Below are 22,214 nucleotides of genomic sequence, written 5' to 3' on the forward strand. Positions count from 1 at the left end.
AATCTGCGTCAAACAATTAAAAAAAAGAAGTCTCAGTCATAAATCAGTCAAGATCTGCTCAATCCGCCAGATCTGCGAGAGAATTTAAGGCAAGCAGATTTTAAATCAACTTTAATCTGCTTAAGTCTTTTTTAAAATCTGCATGAACAAAAACTAAATTTAATTATTTACTTCGATGCCTTTTTTAAGGATTCTGCCATCGCTTGAGCATCTTTGCCATACATGCGTTTGTAATATTGCAGTAATTGCGGCTTAGTTTTTTTTGCATCTTTTGCATGCCCATCCCATATTACACCCAGGGATGTGTACGGCGGAACGGTCACACCAATATTGCAAAAGAAATTTGCAATATTTCCTGTAATATGTTCAACGCCATCTGAATCTCCCGTTATGATGACACCGCCAATTTTTCGATCGAGTGGAGAATCTTCTCCGGCAAGAATAATGTCATATACTTCATCGAGTCTTTCGATACAGCGTTGTAATTCAGACGAATGGCTGTTCCACCAAATTGGTGTTGCAAAAAGTAGAATTTTGGCATTTAAAATTTTCTGATAAATCTCCGGCCAGTCATCTTTGACATCCATATGTATATAGGATCCCGGAACGATATGATGATCAATAAGTTTAATGATTTCGTAATCAATATTTTGATCTTTCAGATATTCAACAAAAAATTCAACAAGTGTTTCAGTATTAGAGCGGCCTTTCTTTTTGAGTGTAGCCAGAAGTATAATTGCTTTCATGTGCTTTTGATTTGATATGAATTTTATGTAAATCTGTTTGTGCCGGGCCATTTATAACGGATCCGTCTGTCGAAAATCTTGAACCGTGACAAGGACAATCAAAAGATTTTTCATCGGAATTCCAATTTACAATACAGCCCAAATGAGGGCATACAGCAGAAAACGCCTTTAAGGAATTATCATAATCGCGGTAAACGGCGATCCTTTTTAATCCGGACGAAATTACACCACCTTCTCCGGCAGGTAAATCTGCCGTATTCTTTAAGTCAGATGTCGTAATCCAGTCAACATATTGAGAAGCCATATTGCAGACTTCTTTTGCAAAGTCAACAGCAATTTTAAGGGTAATTCGGGATGGGTTATATAAATCTTCATATTTGTTTTTAATGCCCATTATACTATCACAAATAATCATTGCACCAATAGTGGTATGTGTCATACCGTTTCCGGAATCTCCGGTGATAATATAAATATTGTTATCGCCTGGGTTTTTCCCCATAAATCCCAGAGAATCTACTGGTTCCATTACCTGGCCTGACCATCTGTAAGTTAAATCATTTTCGAGCATCGGAAAATAAGTTCGGGTCCATGCCTCGAGTCTGTCATAACGTTCAGCTGGCGAAATCCCTTCTTCATCTGCCTGACCTGTTTTGTGATCTTCTCCTCCTGAAATTAATAAATCGTAGTTTTCATCATAACTTTCCAAACGTACATAATGATAAGGTTGTGAAACCCATTTTGATTTTTGATCGCCTGTATCCCACCAAAGAGAGTAAGGAAGTTCTCCTTTCGGAACTTTTCCGGCTATTACATAAGTTCTGTAAGCATGTTGTTTGGTGTGCATGGTCAAAACATCATTAACAGGACTGTTTGTTGCTACTACAATATGTTGTGCAGAAAAATTATATCCATTCACTTTTGCACCTTTTTCGGTAATATCTTCAGCATGGGCTTCTGTATAAATTATGCCTCCTAAAGAAGTTATAGCGTCAGCAAGCCCTTTTAAATACTGTAAAATATGAAATTGTGCCTGATTGGCAAAAGCCAGGCATCGTTGGTTTTCGGCATTCGCCAATGCAGGAATTCCTTTTAAAATAGAGGTTTTTAATCCTGCTTTTTGTGTGACATGAAATTCCTTATCTAAATTTTCTTCCTTATCCGTTGGATGAAGAAACAAATAACCATTTACTCTTTTAAAAGAGCAATCGATATTTAATTCGTTCACTATTTTTTCAATTTCATCTATGGCTTCAGTATGACTTTCAGCTGCAAGTTTAGCAGCGTTTTCTCCAAATATTTTCTCCAGAAAATAATAACGGTCGTCTAAAGCGCACGTTAAATGTGCTGTAGTTCGCCCGGTTTCGCCACTGCCAATAAAACCGTCTTCTACCATAACTATTTTTTTTCCGGCCTTTAGCAATTTATAAGCGGTAGTTAAACCAGCAATTCCGCCTCCAATAATTAAAACTTCAGTTTCTATATCCTGGTCAGGGATATTGCAGGAGATAATTTGCGTAGAATCAATCCAAAACGAAACATTGTCGCCTGAAGTTATGCTGGAGCTTTTTAAACTATGATTCGATTTATTGTCCATGATTGTTTGTTTTTTGTTTTTGAGATTTGTCTAATTATGCAAGAGACTGATATTTATAGTAAATGCTATCAAAGCTAGTAAGGGTTTGTAAGGAAATCTTATAAGTTTAATGCTAAATTTTATAGGATTACCATGGTGTTTTTTATGTAAGAATTTTGATAAATAATATAAGTGTAAAAAGCTTAATATTAGTTAATTAGATTTTTATTAATTCGAGAAAAACAGATATATGAAAGCAGCTGTTATACATGGGCCCGGTTCTGTACAATATGATACAGTCGATGACCCGAAACTTAAAGAAAAGACGATATTATTTTAAAAGTAACTTCTACCACTATATGCGGTTGTGATCTTCACATTTATTCCGGCGGACTGCCACAACCAAGACCATGGTATTGGGACACGAGTTTATGGGCATTGTTGAGGAAACAGGCTCGACAGTTACCCATCTTAAAAGAGGCGATCGCGTTGTCATTCCGTTTCCTATTGCCTGCGGAAATTGTTTTTTCTGTGATCATAATTTGGTAGGAAACTGCGAACATAGTAACCCGGAACATTACGGGCCAGAAGGTGGTATACTAAAATCTTATTGCCATTGGTGCATCGGCCGGAGGTATTAGGGCAATTATAAAAGTAATTGAAGGTTTTCCTGAAACGATTGATGCAGCCATTATGATTGTACTGCATTTATCACGAAACCTTCAATTTCTTCAGGATAAAATGTACCACACTTTGAAACCTTTTATGCACAACAAAAAATGTCCAATGTTAAGTTTTCGCTGAGAGGCAAAGCTTAACATTGGAGCGTTGTTTTTAAAAGTATATTTGTTAATAATTAATTAACATTAAGGTAACCTGTCAATAACATTGAAAATTATTTAAAATTTCACTCTAATAAATATTGCTGTACATGAAAGAAAAAGAAAATGAATTAAATCAGAACTCTGAAAATGATAGTTTAAAAACCGGTGAGCAAACTCTTAAAAATGAAATTGCTTCTGACAATGAAATAAAAGCTGAAGTAGCAGATTCAAAACCAAAAGAACCGACAAAGCCAAAGGCTACTGTCACAGCTAAAAAACCTGTAAAAAAGGCACCAGTTTCTACACCAAAAACAATAGAACAAAAAGAAGAAGTTGTTTCGACTGATGTTTCGCAAGAAACGCAAGGAATTGTTTCAGAGGATGAAAATAATAGTAAAACTAAAAATAAGAAGAACAAGATGAAAGAAAAAGACGCAAAAGACAAGGACAAAGAAAAAGCAAAAAAGAAAAAACAAGTAGCCAAGAAAAAAGAAAAAGCGAAAGAAGACAAAAAGAAAGAGAAAGCTAAAAAAGCAAAGCAAAAAGCAAAAGCCAAAAAGAAGGCAAAAGCTAAAAAAGCAAAAGATAAAGCTAAGGCAAAAAAAATAGCCAAAAAGAAAGCGAAAAGATCGAAATCAAAATCGAAAAAGAAGAAATAAAAATAAAGCCCTGAAATTTCAGGGCTTTATTTTGTTTCAGGCTTTAGGTTGAAATTGTTTAACCGCAAGGATTTACGCAAAGGTCGCAAAGTTATCATCATATAGCTTTGCGACCTTTGTGTTTTATAAACCCTGCTTAAAAAAACTTTGCGCACCTTGCGGTTAAGTCGCAAAGTTATTCATTTCAAATCTCACATTTCATACTGTCCGTTTCACTCCTTACTTTGTCCGTTTGGACTATTTTCTGATTTTAAAAGAAGGATTGTCAGGGTACTTTTGACGAAGAAATTAACTGATAATCAAATAATTTAAAAATCAAAACAATATGAAAACAAATAAAAACTTCAGATCAAATGCAATCACTATTCTTAGCTTTTTTGCATTACTTATTTCAGGCAGTGTTTCGGCACAACAATCAGGAATAAAACGTACCAATTTACAACAGCATGATCTTAGTATTGCAGGACACGAAACGTTACAGGCGAGAATTGATTTTGAACCGCATACTGCTTTCGGAAAACATTCTCATCCCGGCGAAGAAGTTATTTATGTACTTGAAGGTTCATTAGAATATCAGATTAATGATGATAAACCCGTAACACTAAAAGCAGGAGAAGTACTTTTTATTCCGGCAGGCGTAGTGCATTCCGCTAGAAATAATAGTAATGCAAAAGCTTCAGAACTGGCGACTTATATCGTTGAAAAAGGAAAACCAATTTTGGTTCTTAAAAAATAAACAACGTATTCAACAGCAGAATTTTCAACTTTCAGTCTGCCCGTTTCACCATTTACTTCGTCCGTTTGAACTCTTTTCTAATTTCAGAATAACTATTGTCAAACTACTTTTGGTGAGTAAATTAACTATAATCAACTAATTAACAATCAGGAATTATGCAAGCAATATCAAAAATCACAAACAGTATTACTGCTTTAACTTCTAAAGTATTTTTAATCGCAGTTCTTTTCTTTGCAATGACATCAATCAATGCACAATCAGAAAATCAAAAGCGAAATGAAATAGCAGTAAACTCTTCTCTTGGAACATTAAAACAAATCAACGCCGGTTTATTAAACGTAGGATATACTGAAGCAGGACCTTCAAACGGAAAAGTAGTAATTCTGCTTCACGGCTGGCCTTATGATATTCACAGTTATAATGAAGTGGTTCCCATTTTAGTTTCAAAAGGCTATAGAGTAATCACACCTTATTTAAGAGGATCAGGCACTACAACCTTTCTTTCGAAAGATACTTTTAGAAACGGACAACAAGCTGCATTAGCAAGCGATATTATAGCACTGATGGATGCCCTTAAAATTGATAAAGCTGTTATTGGTGGTTTCGACTGGGGAGCAAGAACGGCTGTAGTTATGGCGGCACTTTGGCCAGAACGTTTAGAAGGACTGGTTTCTGTAAGTGGTTATTTGGTTGTAAATCTTGAAGCGAACCTAAAACCATTACCTCCAAAAGCAGAATTAGGATGGTGGTATCAATATTATTTCGCAACAGAAAGAGGAAAATTAGGTTACGCTCAAAATACTTATGAGTTTAACAAACAAATCTGGCAATTGGCTTCTCCTTTATGGAAATTCGACAAAGCAACTTACGATCAAACAGCGCAGTCTTTTGATAATCCGGATCACGTAGCAATCTTAATTCATAATTACAGATGGAGACAATCTCTTGACGCTGGAGAATCTAAATACGATGGTTTAGAAAAACGTTTGGCAGCAAGACCGGCAATTAAAGTTCCGACAATTACTATAGCAAGTGATTTTGACGGCGCTTTCGTGGATGGAAAAGCATACGCCGACAAATTCACCGGTAAATACGAACACCGAATCCTAAAAGGCATCGGACATAATGTGCCTCAGGAAGACCCGAAAGCATTTGCTCAGGCTATTATAGACGTAGCTAATAGTAAATTGTAAATTGTAAATGATTAATTACCTTTTGCATCTCACATTTTACATCTCAATATCAAGCATATAAAATTTACAATTAACAATTAACAATTAATAAAGTCATGGAAACAAAAATCTTATACACAGGAAAAACACACACAACTGGTGGTCGCGAAGGAGCATCACAAAGTTCAGATGATCAATTGAATATTAAATTGAGTTCTCCGGGATCTTCACGTCCGGGAACAAATCCAGAGCAGCTTTTTGCAGCTGGATGGTCAGCCTGTTTTATTGGCGCAATGGGAATTGCCGCTTCAAAACTAAATATCAAACTGCCCGCTGATACCGCCGTTGATGCCGAAGTAGATTTGGCTGTAACAGACGGAGCATATTCCTTACAGGCAAGATTGAATATCAGTCTTCCTGGCTTAGATACTGAAACAGCAAGAAAACTAGCTGATGAAGCGCATCAGACTTGTCCTTATTCAAAAGCTACAAGAGGAAACATTAATGTTGAAATTAATATTCTTTAAAATAGGTATAGATGTAAAATGTTAGTTGTGATTGTTAATTTCTAACATTTTACATTTAACTTCTAACTTTAGAAAAAATGAAAAAGATAAAATTAATATCAAGCCTTTTTATTGCATTGTTTTTACTAATAGCAATAGATTCTTTCAGTCAGAATATTAAAAATACTAATAGTCAAAAAGGTTTTGCTTTATTAGAATTATATACTTCTGAAGGCTGCTCGAGCTGTCCACCAGCAGATGAATTGATGGGACGAATTCAAAATGAATACAAAGATGACAATGTTTATGTTTTGGCTTATCATGTCGATTATTGGGACAGACAAGGCTGGAAAGATATTTTTAGTAATGCAGATTATGCCAAAAGACAATATGATTATGCCAAGTTTCTTGGAAAAGAACCTATCTATACACCGCAGTTAATCATAAACGGAAGAGCAGATTATATCGCTTCGCAGGAAACTTTGGTTAGAAACGGAATCAAATCGGCACTTTCAAAACCCGTTACAACCAATTTATCTCTAGAAGCTAAACAGGCCAACAATAAGCTTAACGTAAATTATAGCATCGAAGGAACTTTTAAAAACAGTAATTTATTAATTGCCATTGTCCAAAAAACAGCAAAAAGTAATGTAAAAAGAGGGGAGAATGCTAACCGAATTTTGTCACATTATCAAATTGTATATCATTTATATTCAGTAGCTTTAAAAGACAAAAAAGGAACAGTTTTTATTCATCTGCCAAAAAGTTTTAATGCAAAAGATTTTGAAGTGATTGGTATTGTTCAGGACAAAAATAAGGGCACTATTTCAGGAGCAGCAAGAGCTATTTTTCAATCTTCTTCTATCTTATGAAAAAAATCTTCTTAAGCTTGACCCGTTGCAGTAAAATGGAAAAGCAAAACGCACCAACACTTTAAAGCGTCATGTAAACAAAGCACTTTGGCTCTGAAATTTGAACTTATAAAGAGGATGAAATCGGGTAAAATATTTTATTTCGATTTTTCCGTCAATAAAAATCCTTTTCAAAATATTCTATCTTTGGCAAAGCGAGATTTAAAAAATATCTACAATTATGGAAAAAGTAAAAAGCTTTCACGTTTCCCAAAAGGTGATCTGGGGAAGTTCTATAGCGCTTGCAATTCTTGCTTCGATACCAAAATTATTTGATGCCGATTCAACTTCTGGGGATATTGTCATCAATTCTTCGATTACCTTGATGTTCTCTATTTTTATATGGTATTACAATATTTACAGCCTGCCAAAATATTCTTCACAACGCACTAATAAAAGCTTATTCAACTGGAAACTTTTATTGAGTGTTGTAATGGGGATTTTGATAATGGTGGCACTGGTAATTGGACATCAGGAACTTTTTCAGATATCCAAAATGGATGCACCAATTATGTTCGAGTTACGTGGTATTTTAATCAATTTGATCGTTTATATGTTTCTGCATTTGCTTTTTCAAAACTATCAGACACAGCAAATGGGAATTGAATTAGAACGCACTCATGCTGTAAATTTGGGAGCACAATACGAACTATTGAAACAGCAGGTGAATCCGCATTTTTTATTTAATAGTCTGAATACGTTGAAATCAATGGTCGATATTCAGGATCCGCAGAGTTCTGATTTTATTCTGAAATTATCTGATTTTTATCGTTTTACATTGGAGAGTCGCAAGTTAGATTTAATTCCGCTTCGCGAAGAACTTCAAATTTTAGATTCCTATGTTTATTTGCTAAAAGCGCGTTTTGAAGATGGATTTGTTTTGAATAATAATGTCGATCCAAAACAATACGATTCGGCTATTCCGCCTTTTACTTTGCAATTATTGATTGAAAACTGTATCAAACACAATGTGGTTTCTTTGGATAAACCATTAGAAATAAAATTATATACCGAAGATGATTTCTTAGTAATCGAAAATCAGATTCAGCTTAAAAGAGGCGTACTGTCTACCGGGGTTGGCCTGGACAATATCAATCAGCGTTTTATGCATTTGGTTCACAAAGAAATTGAAATTGATAAAACCGAAACTATTTTTAAAGTAAAAATACCACTGATTTATGACTATCATAGTAATTGAAGATGAAATAAAAACGGCCAAAGGCCTTGGTCAGCTAATTTTGAGTATCAGGCCCGATGCTCAAATTTTGTCGTATATACAAAGCATAGACGGAGCCGTGAGTTATCTGTTGGAAAATGATCAGCCGGATTTGATTTTTATGGATATTCAGTTGGCAGATGGTCTCTGTTTTGAGATTTTCAAAAATGTTGAGGTTCTGTCGCCTGTCATATTTTGTACCGCTTTTGATGATTATGCTATCGACGCATTTAAGTCAAACGGAATCGATTATGTGCTGAAACCTTTTTCGAGAGAAAGCATTGCTCAGGCAATCAAAAAAGCAGGTGAATTGAAGAATTTCTTCCAAAGAAATAAAAAAATGATGCCGGATTTTGAGTATTTATTAACGCGAACTGGCGAGAATAAAGGTAAAAGCAGTTTCCTGGTTTTTAAAAACAATAAATACCAAACGGTTTTAACAGAGAATATCGCTTTGTTTTGCATTAAAAACGAGACTCCGACAATTATTACTTTTGATAAAGCCGAATATCAAATTACGCAATCTCTTGATGAGGTTCATAAGTTATTGTCTCCAACGCAATTCTTCAGAATCAACAGGCAATATTTAATTAATTTTTCAGCAATAAGAGAAGCAGAACATTATTTCTCCCGCAAATTAATTCTTAAATTAACGATTCCGACAGAAGAAAAATTATTGGTAGGAAAAGAGAAAGCTACCACATTTTTAAGTTGGCTGGAAAATAGGTAAGCGGTACATTTAATTTAACTGCAAGGGACGCAAGGAGTTTACGCAAAGGTCGCAAAGCTATCTGCTAGCTTTGCGACCTTTGCGTTTTTATAAAGTCCTCTATTTCAAAAAACCTTGCGTCCCTTGCGGTTAAATTTTTCACACCTTAGAAGGAGACAATCCATATTGTTTTTTAAAAGCAAAGGAGAAATGTGAAAGATCTTCAAAACCTACTTCCAAATAAACTTCAGATGGTGTTTTTCCTTTTTCCTTTATAAGATAATGCGCTTGTTGTAATCTCTTTTGTAGTAACCATCGGCTTGGTGAAATTTCAAAAATACGCTGGAAGTCACGTTTAAAGGTAGCCAGACTGCGGCCGGTGAGATAGGCAAAACGCTCTAATTGCACATTAAAATGAAAGTTCTTTTTCATAAAAGCTTCCAGATCAATTTTGCCGGGTTCATTGAAGTCAAATAAAATGTCTTTGAGTTCCGGTTTGCATTGCAATAAAATAGTAATGGCTTCATTTACTTTTAAAGCCTGAAGTTCTTCAGTAATCAATTGATCTTCATTGATATAAGGAATTAGCGAATCCATTAGGCTTTTAAGCAGCGGAACTTGTTTTAACTGAAAGACAGTTTCTGTTTCAGGGCTTTTAATTAAACTGGTTTTCTGATTGTGTTTTATAGAAAAATCGCGCAACGCCTCCTGATTCAGATAAATTGATATGGATTGAAAAGCAGTATTCGGATCGGGTTGTTTAATGAATTTTATAAGCTGATTCCTTTTGATAAATCGAAAATCCCCAGGTTTGAAAATATATTCCTGATTTCCATTGTTTAAAGTAAGTATTCCCGAAATCTGAAAACTTAAAACATGTTCTGCAGCAAATTGCTCGCCTTCCCGATTTTGAGTGTAGTAGCACGAATAAGCAATTGGAGATGTTTTTTGATTTATTTTTGAATCGTTCATATCACAAATTTATAAAAAAAATGGGCAGTTATTATGGATAACTGCCCATTGTAAAAGGTACTTACCTTATTGTTTTTTACCATTATTGGTATACCATTTTCCCTGTGCTGTATCAAAAAAGCTTCCGGCATCGGTATGGTCTGTAGATAAACTAACATCAATCCATTTTTCCATTTCTTCTGTTCGGCTTTGATCAGCATTTTTTAAGATTCCAATAGCTTCACTTCCTAATACTAAATGTATCGGTGGGTTTGGATGAGAGGCTAAATCGACCATTACCCTGGCTGCTTTTTCAGGATCTCCAACCGCAACAAATTTTCCTTCTTTGAAAAAATCAGTACGTTGTTTTACCATTTTGTAGCCTTCTATTTCAGCTGCATACGACATGGAAGCACCCGCCCAATCCGTACGGAAACCACCTGGTTCAACGCTGGTTACGAATATTCCTAATGGAGCCACTTCTTTAGCTAAAGCCTCCGTAAAACCGCTTAAGCCAAATTTTGCCGCCTGATACATCGTTAAACCCGGATTACCGACACGCCCGCCAATAGAACTGATTTGCAAAATTCTTCCTGAACCCTGTTTGCGCATATAAGGCAAGACCGCACGTGTAATCTCAATTGGTGCATATAGATTGGTTTCCAACTGACTTCTAACTTGTTCATCGGTATAAGCTTCAGCAGCACCAATGATTCCGAATCCGGCATTGTTTACCAATACATCTATTCTTCCAAAATGTTCTACAGCTGTGTGAACTGCGCTAGACACTTGTTTGTAGTTGGTAACATCTAATGCTATTGGAAAAATCTGATCTTTAAAACGTTCCTTCAAATTGTTTAACTGATTAATATCGCGGGCTGTTGCTACAACTTTATCGCCACTTTCTAAAACTGCTTCTGTAAGATTACGTCCTAATCCTCTGGAGCTTCCTGTAATAAACCATATTTTGTTCATTGTAATTATATTTAATTGTTCATTACAAAATTACATTAGAAGGGTAGGTAGATAGTTTGTTGAAAAGCTCAAATTTATTTGTTGAGAAGTTCAGTTTCTATGCAAAAAAGCCTAAGATTAAATCTCAGGCTTTTGATTCTATTTTTTGAAACTAGCTTTATGCTGCAGTATTGACACTATAGTCAGCGCTATATAATTTTCTAAACATGAAATAAGTCACACTTACCATTGTAAAAGCAATGATAGCATCAATTGTGGCAGAAAAACCTAATACTGCCAGTTTTGAAAAGAAAGCGAAGGTAATGTCAAAGAAAATCCCCGCAAATACCCATTCTTTCAATCGTAATAATTTATTCGGAATTAATAACGTAATTACACCAGCCACTTTAAATACCCCAAGTAAATAAATGAAGTGTTCCGGATAACCTAATTGTTGTGTAATTCCCCAAACAATTGGATTTGTTGTAAGCTCGAAAAAACCGCTGGCACCAAACCATAAAGAAGTTAATAGTACACCTGTCCAATAAATAATGTTTGTTGTTTTTGCATTCATGATTTTAAATTTTAAGTTGTTAAACAGGACAAATTTCTATGAGAAGCATTAAAAAAAATAGTACTTTTTTGTTGAAATGGACAATTTCAGCTTCAAAATAGACAATCAATAAGTTCAACGGATTTCATAACTTTACAAAACATTTATTCAGATTTTCTAATGGAAGCCAAAGAACTATTACAACAACATATTGCAAAAATTGCTTCATTGACCGATGATGAATTCACTTATATTTTCTCTCATTTTAAACCACAGTCTTTTAAAAAAGGACAGGTTATTATCGGTGAAGGAGATAAAGTCGATTGCGAATATTTTGTAATTTCGGGTTGCCTGAAAGCTTTCTTTATTAATGATGAAATCAAAATTTACATATTGCAGTTTGCCATGCCAACCTGGTGGGCTTCTGATTATGCTGCTTTATACAACCAGACGCCCGCAACAATAAGCGTTGATTGTATTACAGATGCTGAAGTGCTTTGTCTTTCTAGTGAAGACCGCGAAAAACTGTGCAGAGAATTCCATCAGTTAGAACATTTTTTCCGCTGGAGAACCAATAAAGGCTACATAGCATCTCAAAAAAGGCTTTTATCGTTTATGAATAATAATGTCAAAAAAAGATATGAAGAACTTTTGGCATTATATCCTCAATTATACAATCTTGTCCCAAAACATTTGATTGCAGCATATCTGGGAGTTTCAAGAGAAACTTTAAGCCGATTATATAGTTCGTAAAAGAAACTTTATTTTTTTGGAGCTGCAAGTACAAAAAGTTTCACGCAGATTTAAAAAGATAAGTGGATTGACGCTGTGTTTTTTGCTAATCTTTGTCAATTTTTCACGCAGATTTGGCAGATTTCAGCAGATTTAAAAAGATTTTTTTTAACATTAGCAAATAATAAACCTGCGCTAATCTGCTTAAATCTTTTTAAATCTGCGTGAAACAAAAAAACTTTGCAACTCAGCTCCCGATAGCTATCGGGATTGCGAGATTAAAAAGGCAACATATATAAAAACTTATATCTGCGTGAAATAAACCAATATAATTCCATGATTTAACCCCAAAATCAGAATGTGATCTACATCACGTAACCAATTTTTATAGTCGCCGTTCCTTTGTATTGTACTTTTAAATACAATAAAAATGGAAACAACAAATTTTAAAATCGTAAGCTCAAATAGCAACGTAGAATGGACTGGTAAAAAAGTTACCGGTGCTCATAATGGTACAATTGGTATCAAAGAAGGTAATTTCATCTTAAACGATGGAAAAGTAAAAGATGGAAAAGTTGTTATCGACACCGCTTCCATTAAAATTCTGGATGTAACAGATCCGGCAACTAATACACAATTTGCGGGTCATCTTGCCTCAGATGATTTTTTCTCAATCAAAAAATTTCCTACTGCTACTTTTGATATTCTTTCAGTAAAAGAAATAACAGACCGTACTTTTTATCTTGAAGGTAATCTTACCATAAAAGATATTACACACGTTGTTGGTTTTGAAGCAACGTTAGAAAATAATAGAAATGCAATTACACTTACTGGTAAATTGGTAATTGATCGTACTAAATATGATATCAGATTCCGTTCAGGGAATTTCTTCAAAGATTTGGGTGATACATTAATTTATAACGACTTCGAGTTGGATTTTAATATCACTGCCGAAGCCATATTTTCGGGACAATCTAAAAACTAAAGCCATGCCTTACGTAAAAATCGAATTGACTCGCGAAGGCGTAACACGCGAGCAAAAACAAGAATTAATCAGTGGTATCACCAACCTGATTACAGAAGTATTAAACAAAGATCCACATTTAACCCACGTTGTAATTCAGGAAATTGAATTAGACGATTGGGGTTATGCAGGAGAACAAGTATCAGTATTAAGAGAAAAAGGCATAACAGCCGAGAAAAAATAAGTATCATGAAAAAACAAACCATAATTGTAACAGGTGCAGCATCTGGTATAGGAAAAGGAATCGCTAAATATTTTTTAGACAGAGGCGATAATGTAGTAATCAATTCAGTAACTCCAGCTTCATTGGAAAGTGCTTATAATGAATTTGGTGCAGGAGATAATCTGGCAATGTATGCCGGAGATATCAGCAATAAAAATACAGGTGAACAACTGGTAAAAATCGCAATCGAAAAATTTGGCTCTGTAGATGTATTGGTAAACAATGCCGGAATCTTTGACAGCAAACCCTTTTTAGAAGTGGATGAAGCGTATCTGGATAAATTTTTAACTATAAACCTTAAAGGAACTTATTTTACTACTCAGGCAGTTGTTCCTCAAATGTTGAAACAAAAAGACGGTGTTGTAATTAACATCGGAACGCCTTTGGTAAACCACGGATTAGGCGGATGGCCAGCTTCGGCTCCGGTATCAAGTAAAGGTGCAATTCATGCTTTAACTATTCAATTGGCCGCAGAATTCGGAAAACAAAACATTCGTTTTAATACAGTTGCTCCAGGTGTTATCAGAACGCCAATGCACGGTGATAAAGCCGATCAGAATGCTGGCCTGCATTTATTAAACAGAGTAGGGGAAATCGATGATGTTGCCGAAATGGTATACACTGTTGCAAAAAGCACTTTTATTACGGGATCAATTATCAATGTTGATGGTGGAAAAGCAGCTGGTCATAATTTAAATTAAGATGAAAACTATTTTATTAATCGCTTTTATGCTTTGGACATTCCAAGGCATAAAAGCACAAAACAATATCAAAATGGAAAATCAACACGAAGCTGTGTTAGCCATCACAGACGCAATAGAAAATTATTATTTTAAAGGCATTTACGAAGGAGATGCAATACTGTTGGAAAGTATTTTTTATCCCGGAACATTAGTTTATGGAGATGTAAACGGACAGCCGTACTTTAAAACAGCCGACCTTTATTTGAATGGCGTCAAAAACAGACAAAGTCCAAAAGATTCAGGGAAACCTTTTAAGGGCGAAATTTTAAATATAAAAGTCGTAAATTCAATTGCGATGGCAGAGATTAATTTAAAAATGTACGAGTTTAATTATCGGGATTTTTTATCTTTCCATAGGATTAATGGCAAATGGTATATTATCAATAAAATGCTGACCAATTTAAGTGAATAACTTTAAATGTAAAGTCATGTGGTACAATACAAAAGCAACAGAATTACTTGGAATTCAATATCCAATATTACAAGGGCCATTTGGAGGTACTTTATCCTCGGTAGCCTTGACGGCGACGGTTTCAAATGCAGGCGGACTTGGCGGTTTCGGAGCTTATACAATGACACCTCAGGAAATTTTTGAAATTGATAAACAGATAAAAGCTGCAACTGATAAACCGTATAATCTTAATCTTTGGGTTTCTGATCATGATATTCCTGAAGGAGGTTTAACAGATGAACAATTTAATAAAGCAAAAGAATTATTCAAACCTTATTTTGATGAAGCCGGAATCCCGTTACCGGAGAAACCAGCATCATTTCAATCCAGATTTGAAAATCAATTGCAAGTGATCTTAGATGTTCGTCCAAAAGTATTCAGTTTTATGTTTGGTGCGCTGCCTCCCGATGTTTTAGAACAATGTCGAAAATTAGGAATCGTAACAGTTGGTGCAGCAACAACTTTAGACGAAGCTATCTTTTTAGAAAATTCAGGTGTTGATATGATTATCGCATCCGGTTTTGAAGCTGGTGGACACCGACCTTCATTCTTAGCTTCGGCAGAAAGCTCTTTAAACGGAACTTTTGTTTTGTTGCAGTTAATTCGGGAGAAAGTAAAAATTCCGGTTATTGCGGCGGGTGGAATTGCAAACGGAAAAGGAGTCGCAGCAGCATTAGCTTTGGGAGCAAGTGCAGCTCAAATTGGAACCGCTTTTTTAGCCGTTGACGAATCGAACGCGTTGCCAATCCATAAACAAATGTTATTCTCAGATGCAGCAAAATATTCTACTTTGTCACGCGCTTATACAGGAAGATTAGGCCGTGGATTAACCAGCAGAATTGCAAAGGAAATTAGGGGTAAAGAATCGAATGTTTTACCATTTCCATTACAAACGACCTTTATGTCACCTTTGCGAAAAGCGGCCCTCGATCAGGAAAAATGGGATATGATTTTATTTTGGGGAGGACAAATTGCACCTATTTTAAAACATACAAAAGCCAAAGAATTAATGCATTCTTTAATTGAAGAAGCAACAGCTTATTTTGAGGATTTGAAAGGATGAAAGCATTTCTTTTAAAAATTAAAGTTAAAATAGTTGCAAATTAAAGACCGTTCGGTCTATATTTGTAGCTTAGAATTTGGAAATCATGAGTAAAGCAGAACGAACCAGACAATTTATAATTGAAACATCAGCGCCTCTTATTAACAAGAAAGGCATGGCCGGTACCTCATTGAGTGATATTATGGAGGCTACAAAGCTGGCCAAAGGTGGCATTTATGGTAATTTTGAAAATAAAGAGGAGATTTGTATGGAATCTTTTTTATATCTAAGGACACAATTAGCTTCCAAATTAGATTTGGCTGTTTCTAAAGGTAAATCTGCTAGAGAGAAGCTTTTTAGTTTGCTGGATGTTTATAGCAATGACAAAAATATGGCAGAAGGCTGTCCGATTTTGAATTTTGGAACAGAAGCCGATGACACAAATCCGGTCATGAGAGAACACGTAAAAAAAGCAATTCTTTCTGCTCAAAAAAGATTTTTTACTATAGTGGAAGACGGCATTCAGAATAAAGAATTGTCTTCAGAAATAAATTCGGAACATTTTAGTGTTAAGATTTTTGCAATGATTGAAGGCGCTATTTTATGCCGAAAAGTATTTGGAAACAATGATCAGATGAATATTGTTCTGGACAGTATCAAATATGAATTTGAAAGATATGTTTTATAATCTATTTTTTTTAAACAATTTTAGACCGATTGGTCTATTTTAATTAATAATAATTTTTACAAAATGAGAAATTTACAAGAAAACCATAAAGGTTTTAGTACCCTTTTAGCTCTGGCACTCATACCGTTATCCGGATTTGCAACAGATATTTATTTACCATCGCTTCCTGCCATGGCAAAAGACTTAAATGTAACAGCCGGTGCCATTCAGCTTTCATTAGTCTTTTTTATGTTCAGTTTAGGAGTAAGCCAGATTTTTATAGGAAGTATACTGGATAGTTTTGGGCGTTTTAAAATCAGTATTGCTTCATTGGCCGTGTTTTCAGTAACAAGTTTTGTTATTGCTTTTGTGCCTAATATTTATGTAATCTACGCCATGCGTATCATTCAGGGAATTGCAATTGCCTTTATTGTAGTCTCGAAACGTGCCTACTTTGTCGATTTGTATTCAGGAGACAAATTAAAAAGTTATATCAGTTTATTTTCTATAATTTGGGCCTGCGCGCCTATTATGGCGCCATTTTTAGGCGGATATCTGCAAAGCCTTTTTGGCTGGAGATCTAATTTTTATTTCCTTGGTGGGTTATCATTGCTTTTTTTGGTTTTAGAACTTTTATATAGCGGAGAATCGTTAAAATATTTTCATCCGTTTAAATTAAAATCTATTGAGCAAACTTATTCAGGTATGCTAAAAACAGCCGATTTTACCTTGGGAATTGTAATTCTTGGTATTTGTTTTGGCTTAGTGGTTATTTATAATTTGGTTAGCCCTTTTATTATTGAACGCGTATTTGGGTATTCTGCTATTACAACGGGTTATAGTTCTTTGTTATCTGGTTTATCTGTGATGACAGGCGGTATCATTGCCAAATCTCTTATTCATAAACCTTTGGCAAAAAAAGTGTCAATTGCGGTTTCTGTACAACTTACGTTAGTTTTACTGATGATTTTTACCGCCCAATTTGAAAGTAATATTTACACTGTAATTGGTTTTACAATGGGACTGAATGTCTGTGGAGGTTTTATCTTTAATATTATTTACGGCTACTGTTTAAGTCGTTTTTCAAAAAATGCAGGTATAGCAAGCGGACTTACAGGAGGTGCTACTTATATGGTCAGCTCCGTCTTCAGCTATGGATTTGTTAATTTATATGCCGTTAAAAGTCAATTACTGCTTGGGACAGCAAACATTTCGTTACTATTTATTATGGGTCTTATTTTTATAGTTTTTAATAGATACAGATCGAGAAATGTTATAGCGGCGACTGTTAGGGCATAATTAAAAAGAAGTTTGTTTAAACAGGTTCTTTTTCAATTGTTTTAATCCAAAGTTTCAATGCCGGATATTGCTTTGAGTTTCTATTTATGCTTTTTGCCGAAGGTTAGAAGTCATCTGTCGAATTTTTAATTGTTTAGAATATGTAATATTTAATTTTATACTGACTAATTAAATGACAACACAAAAATGATTAAAGAAACCATCAATTTTAAAGAAGCCGGAAAGTTTGAAGAAACCCGTTTTGAGAAGATTCATAATGTAATTTTTGAGTCGTCTCAGGAAGCTTCGATATTAGTAGCTCAGGAAATTGCCAATATAATTCAGAGAAAAGAAGAACTAAACGAACCTTGTGTTTTAGGTTTGGCAACAGGATCTTCTCCTGTAAAAGTATACGAAGAATTAGTACGACTTCATAAAGAAGAAGGTTTGAGTTTTGCCAATGTGGTCACTTTCAATTTGGATGAATATTATCCGATGGATAAAAACAATATTCAGAGTTACTGGCACTTTATGCACGAGCATCTTTTTGATCATGTCAATATATTACCTCAAAATGTCAATATTCCCGACGGAAATGTCAGCAGTGAAGATCTTCAGCAATATTGCATTGATTATGAAATGAAGATTAAAGATTACGGTGGACTTGATTTTCAGCTTTTAGGAATTGGAAGAACAGGTCACATCGGATTCAATGAACCTGGCTCTCACGTAAATTCCGGAACCAGAAGTATTACACTTGATCACTTAACCAGAGTTGATGCAGCTTCTTCTTTTTTAGGGATTGATAATGTACCAAGAAAGGCCATTACAATGGGAATTGGCACTGTAAAAAATGCCAAAAGAATTGTATTGTTAGGATGGGGAATCAGCAAAGCCGAAATCATAAAAAAGACAATAGAAGGCGAAATTTCTTCAAGAGTACCGGCTACATATCTGCAACAGCACAACAACACAACATTTGTTTTAGATACAGAAGCTTCCTCAGAATTAACCAGGGTAAAAACGCCTTGGTTGGTAAAATCAGTAATCTGGACTGAAGAATTAAAATTGAAAGCCGTTGCCTGGTTGAGCGAATTGACTAAAAAACCTTTCTTAAAACTGACTGACAAAGATTATAACGATAACGGAATGTCGAGCGTGTTAACCGAGGAAGGAACTGCTTATCATTTAAACATTAAAATGTTTAATAAAATGCAGCAAACCATTACGGGCTGGCCAGGTGGAAAACCGAATGCAGATGATACTTACAGACCAGAACGTGCAACGCCAGAGAGAAAAAGAATTATCATTTTCAGTCCGCATCCGGACGATGATGTTATTTCGATGGGAGGTACTTTTGACCGACTAGTGGAGCAGGGACACGATGTTCATATAGCATACCAGACTTCAGGAAATATTGCCGTTTCAAACGAAGAGGCTTTAAAATTTGCTGAAATTTCAAAAGCATTAAATTCCAATTCGGTTGAATCAGAAAATATTATCAACTTCTTAAAAAACAAAAAAAGCAATGATATTGATTCGCTGGAAGTGAGAAAATTAAAAGGTTTGATCAGAAGAAGTGAATCTTTAGCTGCAACCCGCTATTTAGGATTACCGGATTCAAATGTAAATTTTCTTGATCTTCCTTTTTACGAAACTGGAACAGTTAAGAAAAACAATCTTGGCGAAGCGGATATCGAAATTATGTGTGATATTATCGAAAGAATTAAACCACACCAAATTTACGCAGCCGGAGATTTAGCAGACCCGCACGGAACGCATAAAGTTTGTCTAGACAGTTTGTTTGAAGCTTTAAAACGATTGAAACACAAGAGCTATATGGATGATTGCTGGGTTTGGTTGTACAGAGGAGCTTGGCACGAATGGGAGTCATACCAAATTGAAATGGCAGTCCCAATGAGCCCGGATCAGGTGCTTAAAAAACGTCATGCTATATTCTACCACCAATCTCAAAAAGACGGGGTAATGTTCCAAGGAGATGACAGCAGAGAATTCTGGGTAAGAGTGGAAGACAGAAACAGATTAACAGCAGAAAAATATCACGCTTTGGGATTAGCAGATTATTCGGCTATTGAGGCTTTTAAACGTTATTATTTCTAGATTGATTAAAAATATAATAAACTATTTTCATGTGGTTTATTTGGTGGTTAGTTACCAAGTTTTGAAAATGCAGCCCTGGTAAGGCTGCATTTTTTTTATGAGTGCGAATTTAACCGCAAGGATCGCAAGGTTTTTTTATTCTTAGTGAAGTTGAAAGAACGCAAAGCTATATCGCATACTAAAATGTAATAAAGATTATCCATAATCTTGTCATCCTGAGCGAAGTCGAAGGATCGCAAAGGAATGCCGTAAAGAGATCGGCAATTGTTGTAGAGATGCTAGTGCGGTCCTTCGACTTGCTCAGGATGACAAACTTCAGGAAAAAAGGGTGTGTATTTTTAAATCGAAGAATTCAAAATCCTTTGTTTAACATGATCCATGTATGATCTGCCAATTACATATCTAAGGCCTTCAATTTCAATACTGTTTCCTTCAACAGCGTCGATTTTATCAATCGCAATGGTATAGGATCTGTGTATTCTTAAAAAATTTCTTTCCGGAAGTAAATCAGTGAAATCAGATAAGGTACTGTGAATGATATATTTGCCCGTAAGGGTGTTTATTTTTAAATAATCTTTTAAGCTTTCTATGACCAAAATTTCATTAAAGAAAATCTTCTTCATTCTCTTCTTATCAATTTTTACAAAAATAAAAGGGCTTTCTGGACTATTTTCCTGTGAGATATTATTCTTGTTTTCAAGTCTTTTACTTGCTTTATTTAAAGCTTTCATTAACCTTGGAAATTCAATTGGTTTTACCAGATAATCTAAAACATCAAGTTCGTAAGTTTCAATAGCAAATTGGCTGTAAGCACTGGTAATAATAAGTAGCGGCGGATTTTCAAGACTTTTTATAAAATTGATTCCGTCAAGAACCGGCATGTTAATGTCCAGAAAAATGACATCGACATTGTTGTTTTTCAAAAAATTCAAACCTTCTATTGGATTACTAAAAGTGTTGATCACCTCAAAATTTTCAATTGGCTCTAAATAATTTTTAATGACATTAATTGCCAATGGCTCATCATCTATTATTAAACAATTTATTTTCATCTTTATAAATATTATTTTTTGAGCGAAATAATTTTGGTAGTATTTCTTTACACTAAGCCGTATTAAGTGACTTTAATTTTAAGCTTTACGACAAAAATATTCTTTTTATTTGTAAAAGAAAGTTTGTACTCATTTTTATTATAACCTAATTCCAGTCTTTTTTTGACATTTTCAATTCCTATGCCACTCGACTGGTTAAAATTATCTGAATGATGCGTAATTTCTGGCATTGGGTTCGAAATCGTAAAATGCAAATAATCGTCTTTTACTTTAAAATTAATATTGATTATTACCTTACCCGTGTTTCTGTTTACACCATGTTTAAAAGCATTTTCAATAAAGGTCAATAGTATTATTGGAGCAATTTCCTTATCATGAATATCACCGGAAATTGACATATTTATTTCTAATCGATCATCATTTCTAATCCTTTCAAGATCCAGATAATTCTGAATACACAATATTTCATTTTCTAAAGTTTGTCTTGTGCTTTTGGTATCATACAACATATAACGCATTAATTCAGAGAGTTTTATGACGACTTTTGGCGTTTTGTTTGATTTCTCAACAGCTAAAGAATAAATATTATTTAGCGTATTGAAGAAGAAATGCGGAGAAATTTGAGACTTCAAAAAAAGCAATTCTGTTTCCAGTTGCGATTTTTCAAGATCTGTAACTCTTTTTTGCTCTTTCAAAAGATCATAGGTTATTTTAATTGCGGCCACAAAAGTGATTACGTACAATTCTCCCATCATCATCTCAATGCTGTAATTGAGTGTCAGTTTGTTTATAGTTTCTGGTCCTTCTGGCCAAACGTTATGCGTTATTAATAAGTATGTCAGGTTGTATTTAAGAATCACCATTAAAAAAATAGAGGATAGAATCGCAACTACATACAGAAAATACTTTTTTCTATACACAAGATAAGGCATGAAAATCAAAATATTCAAATAACATAAAGTCATGTGAATAGGGAAACCCAGCAAATTTGTTTTTAAGGAATACCAGTAATCATTGAAATAACTTCCCCAGCGAAAAGTATTAAATAAAAAGTAGGTAAGCCAAAAAAAGACATGATAACGCAACGGTATACGATAAAATTTGCCAGAACTGAAATTCATAATAAGAGTGTTTTTTGTGACTTTTTTGATGTTTATCTTCGTTTATATGTCGTCCGTCTAAAATAGTTTTACTAAAAATCAAATTTGTTTAGATTTAGAGTTAAATTAAGATTGTTTTATCTGAGGAATTCTGTGTTTTATTTTACTCGTAATTTCTAGTTGCAAGTTGTAAAATAAAAGTGTACAAAAATAAAAGTCGGCAAGATTTTTTTTAATTATGTTTTCTTCACTAAATCAATTTTCATATAAA

Annotated in this window: 25 protein-coding genes; 18 read left to right on the top strand and 7 right to left on the bottom strand. The window is 34.5% G+C overall.

Annotated elements, in window-relative coordinates:
• Window positions 1-167: 167 nt before the first annotated feature.
• Window positions 168-746 carry a flavodoxin family protein gene (locus ASC72_RS16970; RefSeq protein ID WP_056193288.1) on the bottom strand — a complete coding sequence of 193 codons (579 nt, stop codon included), beginning with the start codon at window positions 744-746 and terminating at the stop codon, window positions 168-170.
• Window positions 697-2,340, bottom strand: a complete 1,644-nt coding sequence (locus tag ASC72_RS16975; RefSeq protein WP_056193292.1) for an FAD-dependent oxidoreductase — start codon at window positions 2,338-2,340, stop codon at window positions 697-699. The genes ASC72_RS16970 and ASC72_RS16975 overlap by 50 nt, the downstream gene beginning before the upstream one ends.
• 410 nt (window positions 2,341-2,750) lie before the next feature.
• Here ASC72_RS16975 and ASC72_RS24615 point away from each other — a divergent pair, with 410 nt between their 5' ends.
• The 9 genes from ASC72_RS24615 (at window position 2,751) to ASC72_RS17010 (ending at window position 9,073) form a co-directional block, all read left to right on the top strand.
• Window positions 2,751-2,960, top strand: coding sequence for an alcohol dehydrogenase catalytic domain-containing protein (locus ASC72_RS24615; protein ID WP_241775745.1), 210 nt, complete (start codon window positions 2,751-2,753; stop codon window positions 2,958-2,960).
• A 16-nt stretch (window positions 2,961-2,976) separates the two neighbouring features.
• Window positions 2,977-3,123: a hypothetical protein gene (locus ASC72_RS24860; RefSeq protein WP_371258469.1), complete on the top strand. Its 147-nt coding sequence runs from the start codon at window positions 2,977-2,979 to the stop codon at window positions 3,121-3,123.
• A 127-nt stretch (window positions 3,124-3,250) separates the two neighbouring features.
• Window positions 3,251-3,802, top strand: coding sequence for a hypothetical protein (locus tag ASC72_RS24305; protein ID WP_056193295.1), 552 nt, complete (start codon window positions 3,251-3,253; stop codon window positions 3,800-3,802).
• A 325-nt stretch (window positions 3,803-4,127) separates the two neighbouring features.
• A complete protein-coding gene (locus ASC72_RS16985; RefSeq protein WP_056193298.1) occupies window positions 4,128-4,538 on the top strand; it encodes a cupin domain-containing protein in 411 nt (136 codons plus the stop codon).
• 155 nt (window positions 4,539-4,693) lie between these two features.
• The gene (locus tag ASC72_RS16990) at window positions 4,694-5,731 is read left to right on the top strand and encodes an alpha/beta fold hydrolase (RefSeq protein ID WP_056193301.1); all 1,038 of its coding nucleotides are present in this window, start codon (window positions 4,694-4,696) and stop codon (window positions 5,729-5,731) included.
• A gap of 95 nt (window positions 5,732-5,826) precedes the next feature.
• A complete protein-coding gene (locus ASC72_RS16995; RefSeq protein WP_117595805.1) occupies window positions 5,827-6,237 on the top strand; it encodes an organic hydroperoxide resistance protein in 411 nt (136 codons plus the stop codon).
• Between the two features lie 77 nt (window positions 6,238-6,314).
• A complete protein-coding gene (locus tag ASC72_RS17000) occupies window positions 6,315-7,088 on the top strand; it encodes a thioredoxin family protein (protein WP_056193307.1) in 774 nt (257 codons plus the stop codon).
• Window positions 7,089-7,308: 220 nt separating this feature from the next.
• Window positions 7,309-8,325, top strand: a complete 1,017-nt coding sequence (locus ASC72_RS17005) for a sensor histidine kinase (protein ID WP_056193310.1) — start codon at window positions 7,309-7,311, stop codon at window positions 8,323-8,325.
• Window positions 8,306-9,073, top strand: coding sequence for a LytTR family DNA-binding domain-containing protein (locus tag ASC72_RS17010; RefSeq protein ID WP_056193313.1), 768 nt, complete (start codon window positions 8,306-8,308; stop codon window positions 9,071-9,073). The genes ASC72_RS17005 and ASC72_RS17010 overlap by 20 nt, the downstream gene beginning before the upstream one ends.
• A gap of 138 nt (window positions 9,074-9,211) precedes the next feature.
• Here ASC72_RS17010 and ASC72_RS17015 read toward each other — a convergent pair whose 3' ends face one another.
• The 3 genes from ASC72_RS17015 to ASC72_RS17025 all read right to left on the bottom strand — a co-directional run bounded on the left by ASC72_RS17015 (window position 9,212) and on the right by ASC72_RS17025 (window position 11,531).
• Window positions 9,212-10,024, bottom strand: a complete 813-nt coding sequence (locus tag ASC72_RS17015; protein WP_056193316.1) for an AraC family transcriptional regulator — start codon at window positions 10,022-10,024, stop codon at window positions 9,212-9,214.
• Between the two features lie 66 nt (window positions 10,025-10,090).
• Window positions 10,091-10,978, bottom strand: coding sequence for an oxidoreductase (locus ASC72_RS17020; RefSeq protein WP_056193321.1), 888 nt, complete (start codon window positions 10,976-10,978; stop codon window positions 10,091-10,093).
• A 157-nt stretch (window positions 10,979-11,135) separates the two neighbouring features.
• Window positions 11,136-11,531: a DoxX family protein gene (locus ASC72_RS17025; RefSeq protein WP_056193324.1), complete on the bottom strand. Its 396-nt coding sequence runs from the start codon at window positions 11,529-11,531 to the stop codon at window positions 11,136-11,138.
• Window positions 11,532-11,690: 159 nt separating this feature from the next.
• On the opposite strand from ASC72_RS17025, the gene ASC72_RS17030 reads away from it, so the two are divergent.
• The 9 genes from ASC72_RS17030 (at window position 11,691) to nagB (ending at window position 19,791) form a co-directional block, all read left to right on the top strand.
• A complete protein-coding gene (locus tag ASC72_RS17030; protein ID WP_056193327.1) occupies window positions 11,691-12,263 on the top strand; it encodes a Crp/Fnr family transcriptional regulator in 573 nt (190 codons plus the stop codon).
• A gap of 409 nt (window positions 12,264-12,672) precedes the next feature.
• Window positions 12,673-13,227: a YceI family protein gene (locus ASC72_RS17035; protein WP_056193330.1), complete on the top strand. Its 555-nt coding sequence runs from the start codon at window positions 12,673-12,675 to the stop codon at window positions 13,225-13,227.
• Window positions 13,228-13,231: 4 nt separating this feature from the next.
• A complete protein-coding gene (locus ASC72_RS17040) occupies window positions 13,232-13,450 on the top strand; it encodes a 4-oxalocrotonate tautomerase family protein (protein WP_056193333.1) in 219 nt (72 codons plus the stop codon).
• Window positions 13,451-13,455: 5 nt separating this feature from the next.
• Window positions 13,456-14,190, top strand: a complete 735-nt coding sequence (locus ASC72_RS17045) for an SDR family NAD(P)-dependent oxidoreductase (protein WP_056193336.1) — start codon at window positions 13,456-13,458, stop codon at window positions 14,188-14,190.
• A 1-nt stretch (window position 14,191) separates the two neighbouring features.
• A complete protein-coding gene (locus tag ASC72_RS17050) occupies window positions 14,192-14,644 on the top strand; it encodes a nuclear transport factor 2 family protein (RefSeq protein WP_056193339.1) in 453 nt (150 codons plus the stop codon).
• A gap of 16 nt (window positions 14,645-14,660) precedes the next feature.
• On the top strand, window positions 14,661-15,746 hold the full coding sequence (locus ASC72_RS17055) for a nitronate monooxygenase family protein (RefSeq protein WP_056193341.1): 1,086 nt from the start codon (window positions 14,661-14,663) through the stop codon (window positions 15,744-15,746).
• Between the two features lie 85 nt (window positions 15,747-15,831).
• Window positions 15,832-16,413 carry a TetR/AcrR family transcriptional regulator gene (locus ASC72_RS17060; RefSeq protein WP_056193344.1) on the top strand — a complete coding sequence of 194 codons (582 nt, stop codon included), beginning with the start codon at window positions 15,832-15,834 and terminating at the stop codon, window positions 16,411-16,413.
• A gap of 63 nt (window positions 16,414-16,476) precedes the next feature.
• Window positions 16,477-17,691 (top strand): MFS transporter, encoded by a 1,215-nt coding sequence (locus ASC72_RS17065; RefSeq protein ID WP_056193346.1) that lies wholly within the window; start codon window positions 16,477-16,479, stop codon window positions 17,689-17,691.
• Between the two features lie 186 nt (window positions 17,692-17,877).
• On the top strand, window positions 17,878-19,791 hold the full coding sequence (nagB, locus tag ASC72_RS17070) for a glucosamine-6-phosphate deaminase (protein WP_056193349.1): 1,914 nt from the start codon (window positions 17,878-17,880) through the stop codon (window positions 19,789-19,791).
• A gap of 338 nt (window positions 19,792-20,129) precedes the next feature.
• Here nagB and ASC72_RS17075 read toward each other — a convergent pair whose 3' ends face one another.
• Both ASC72_RS17075 and ASC72_RS17080 read right to left on the bottom strand, forming a co-directional pair.
• On the bottom strand, window positions 20,130-20,843 hold the full coding sequence (locus ASC72_RS17075) for a LytTR family DNA-binding domain-containing protein (RefSeq protein WP_056193352.1): 714 nt from the start codon (window positions 20,841-20,843) through the stop codon (window positions 20,130-20,132).
• Window positions 20,844-20,905: 62 nt separating this feature from the next.
• A complete protein-coding gene (locus ASC72_RS17080) occupies window positions 20,906-21,964 on the bottom strand; it encodes a sensor histidine kinase (protein WP_056193355.1) in 1,059 nt (352 codons plus the stop codon).
• Window positions 21,965-22,214 lie beyond the last annotated feature (250 nt).

This window comes from Flavobacterium sp. Root420 (genome assembly GCF_001427905.1).
Lineage (GTDB): Bacteria > Bacteroidota > Bacteroidia > Flavobacteriales > Flavobacteriaceae > Flavobacterium.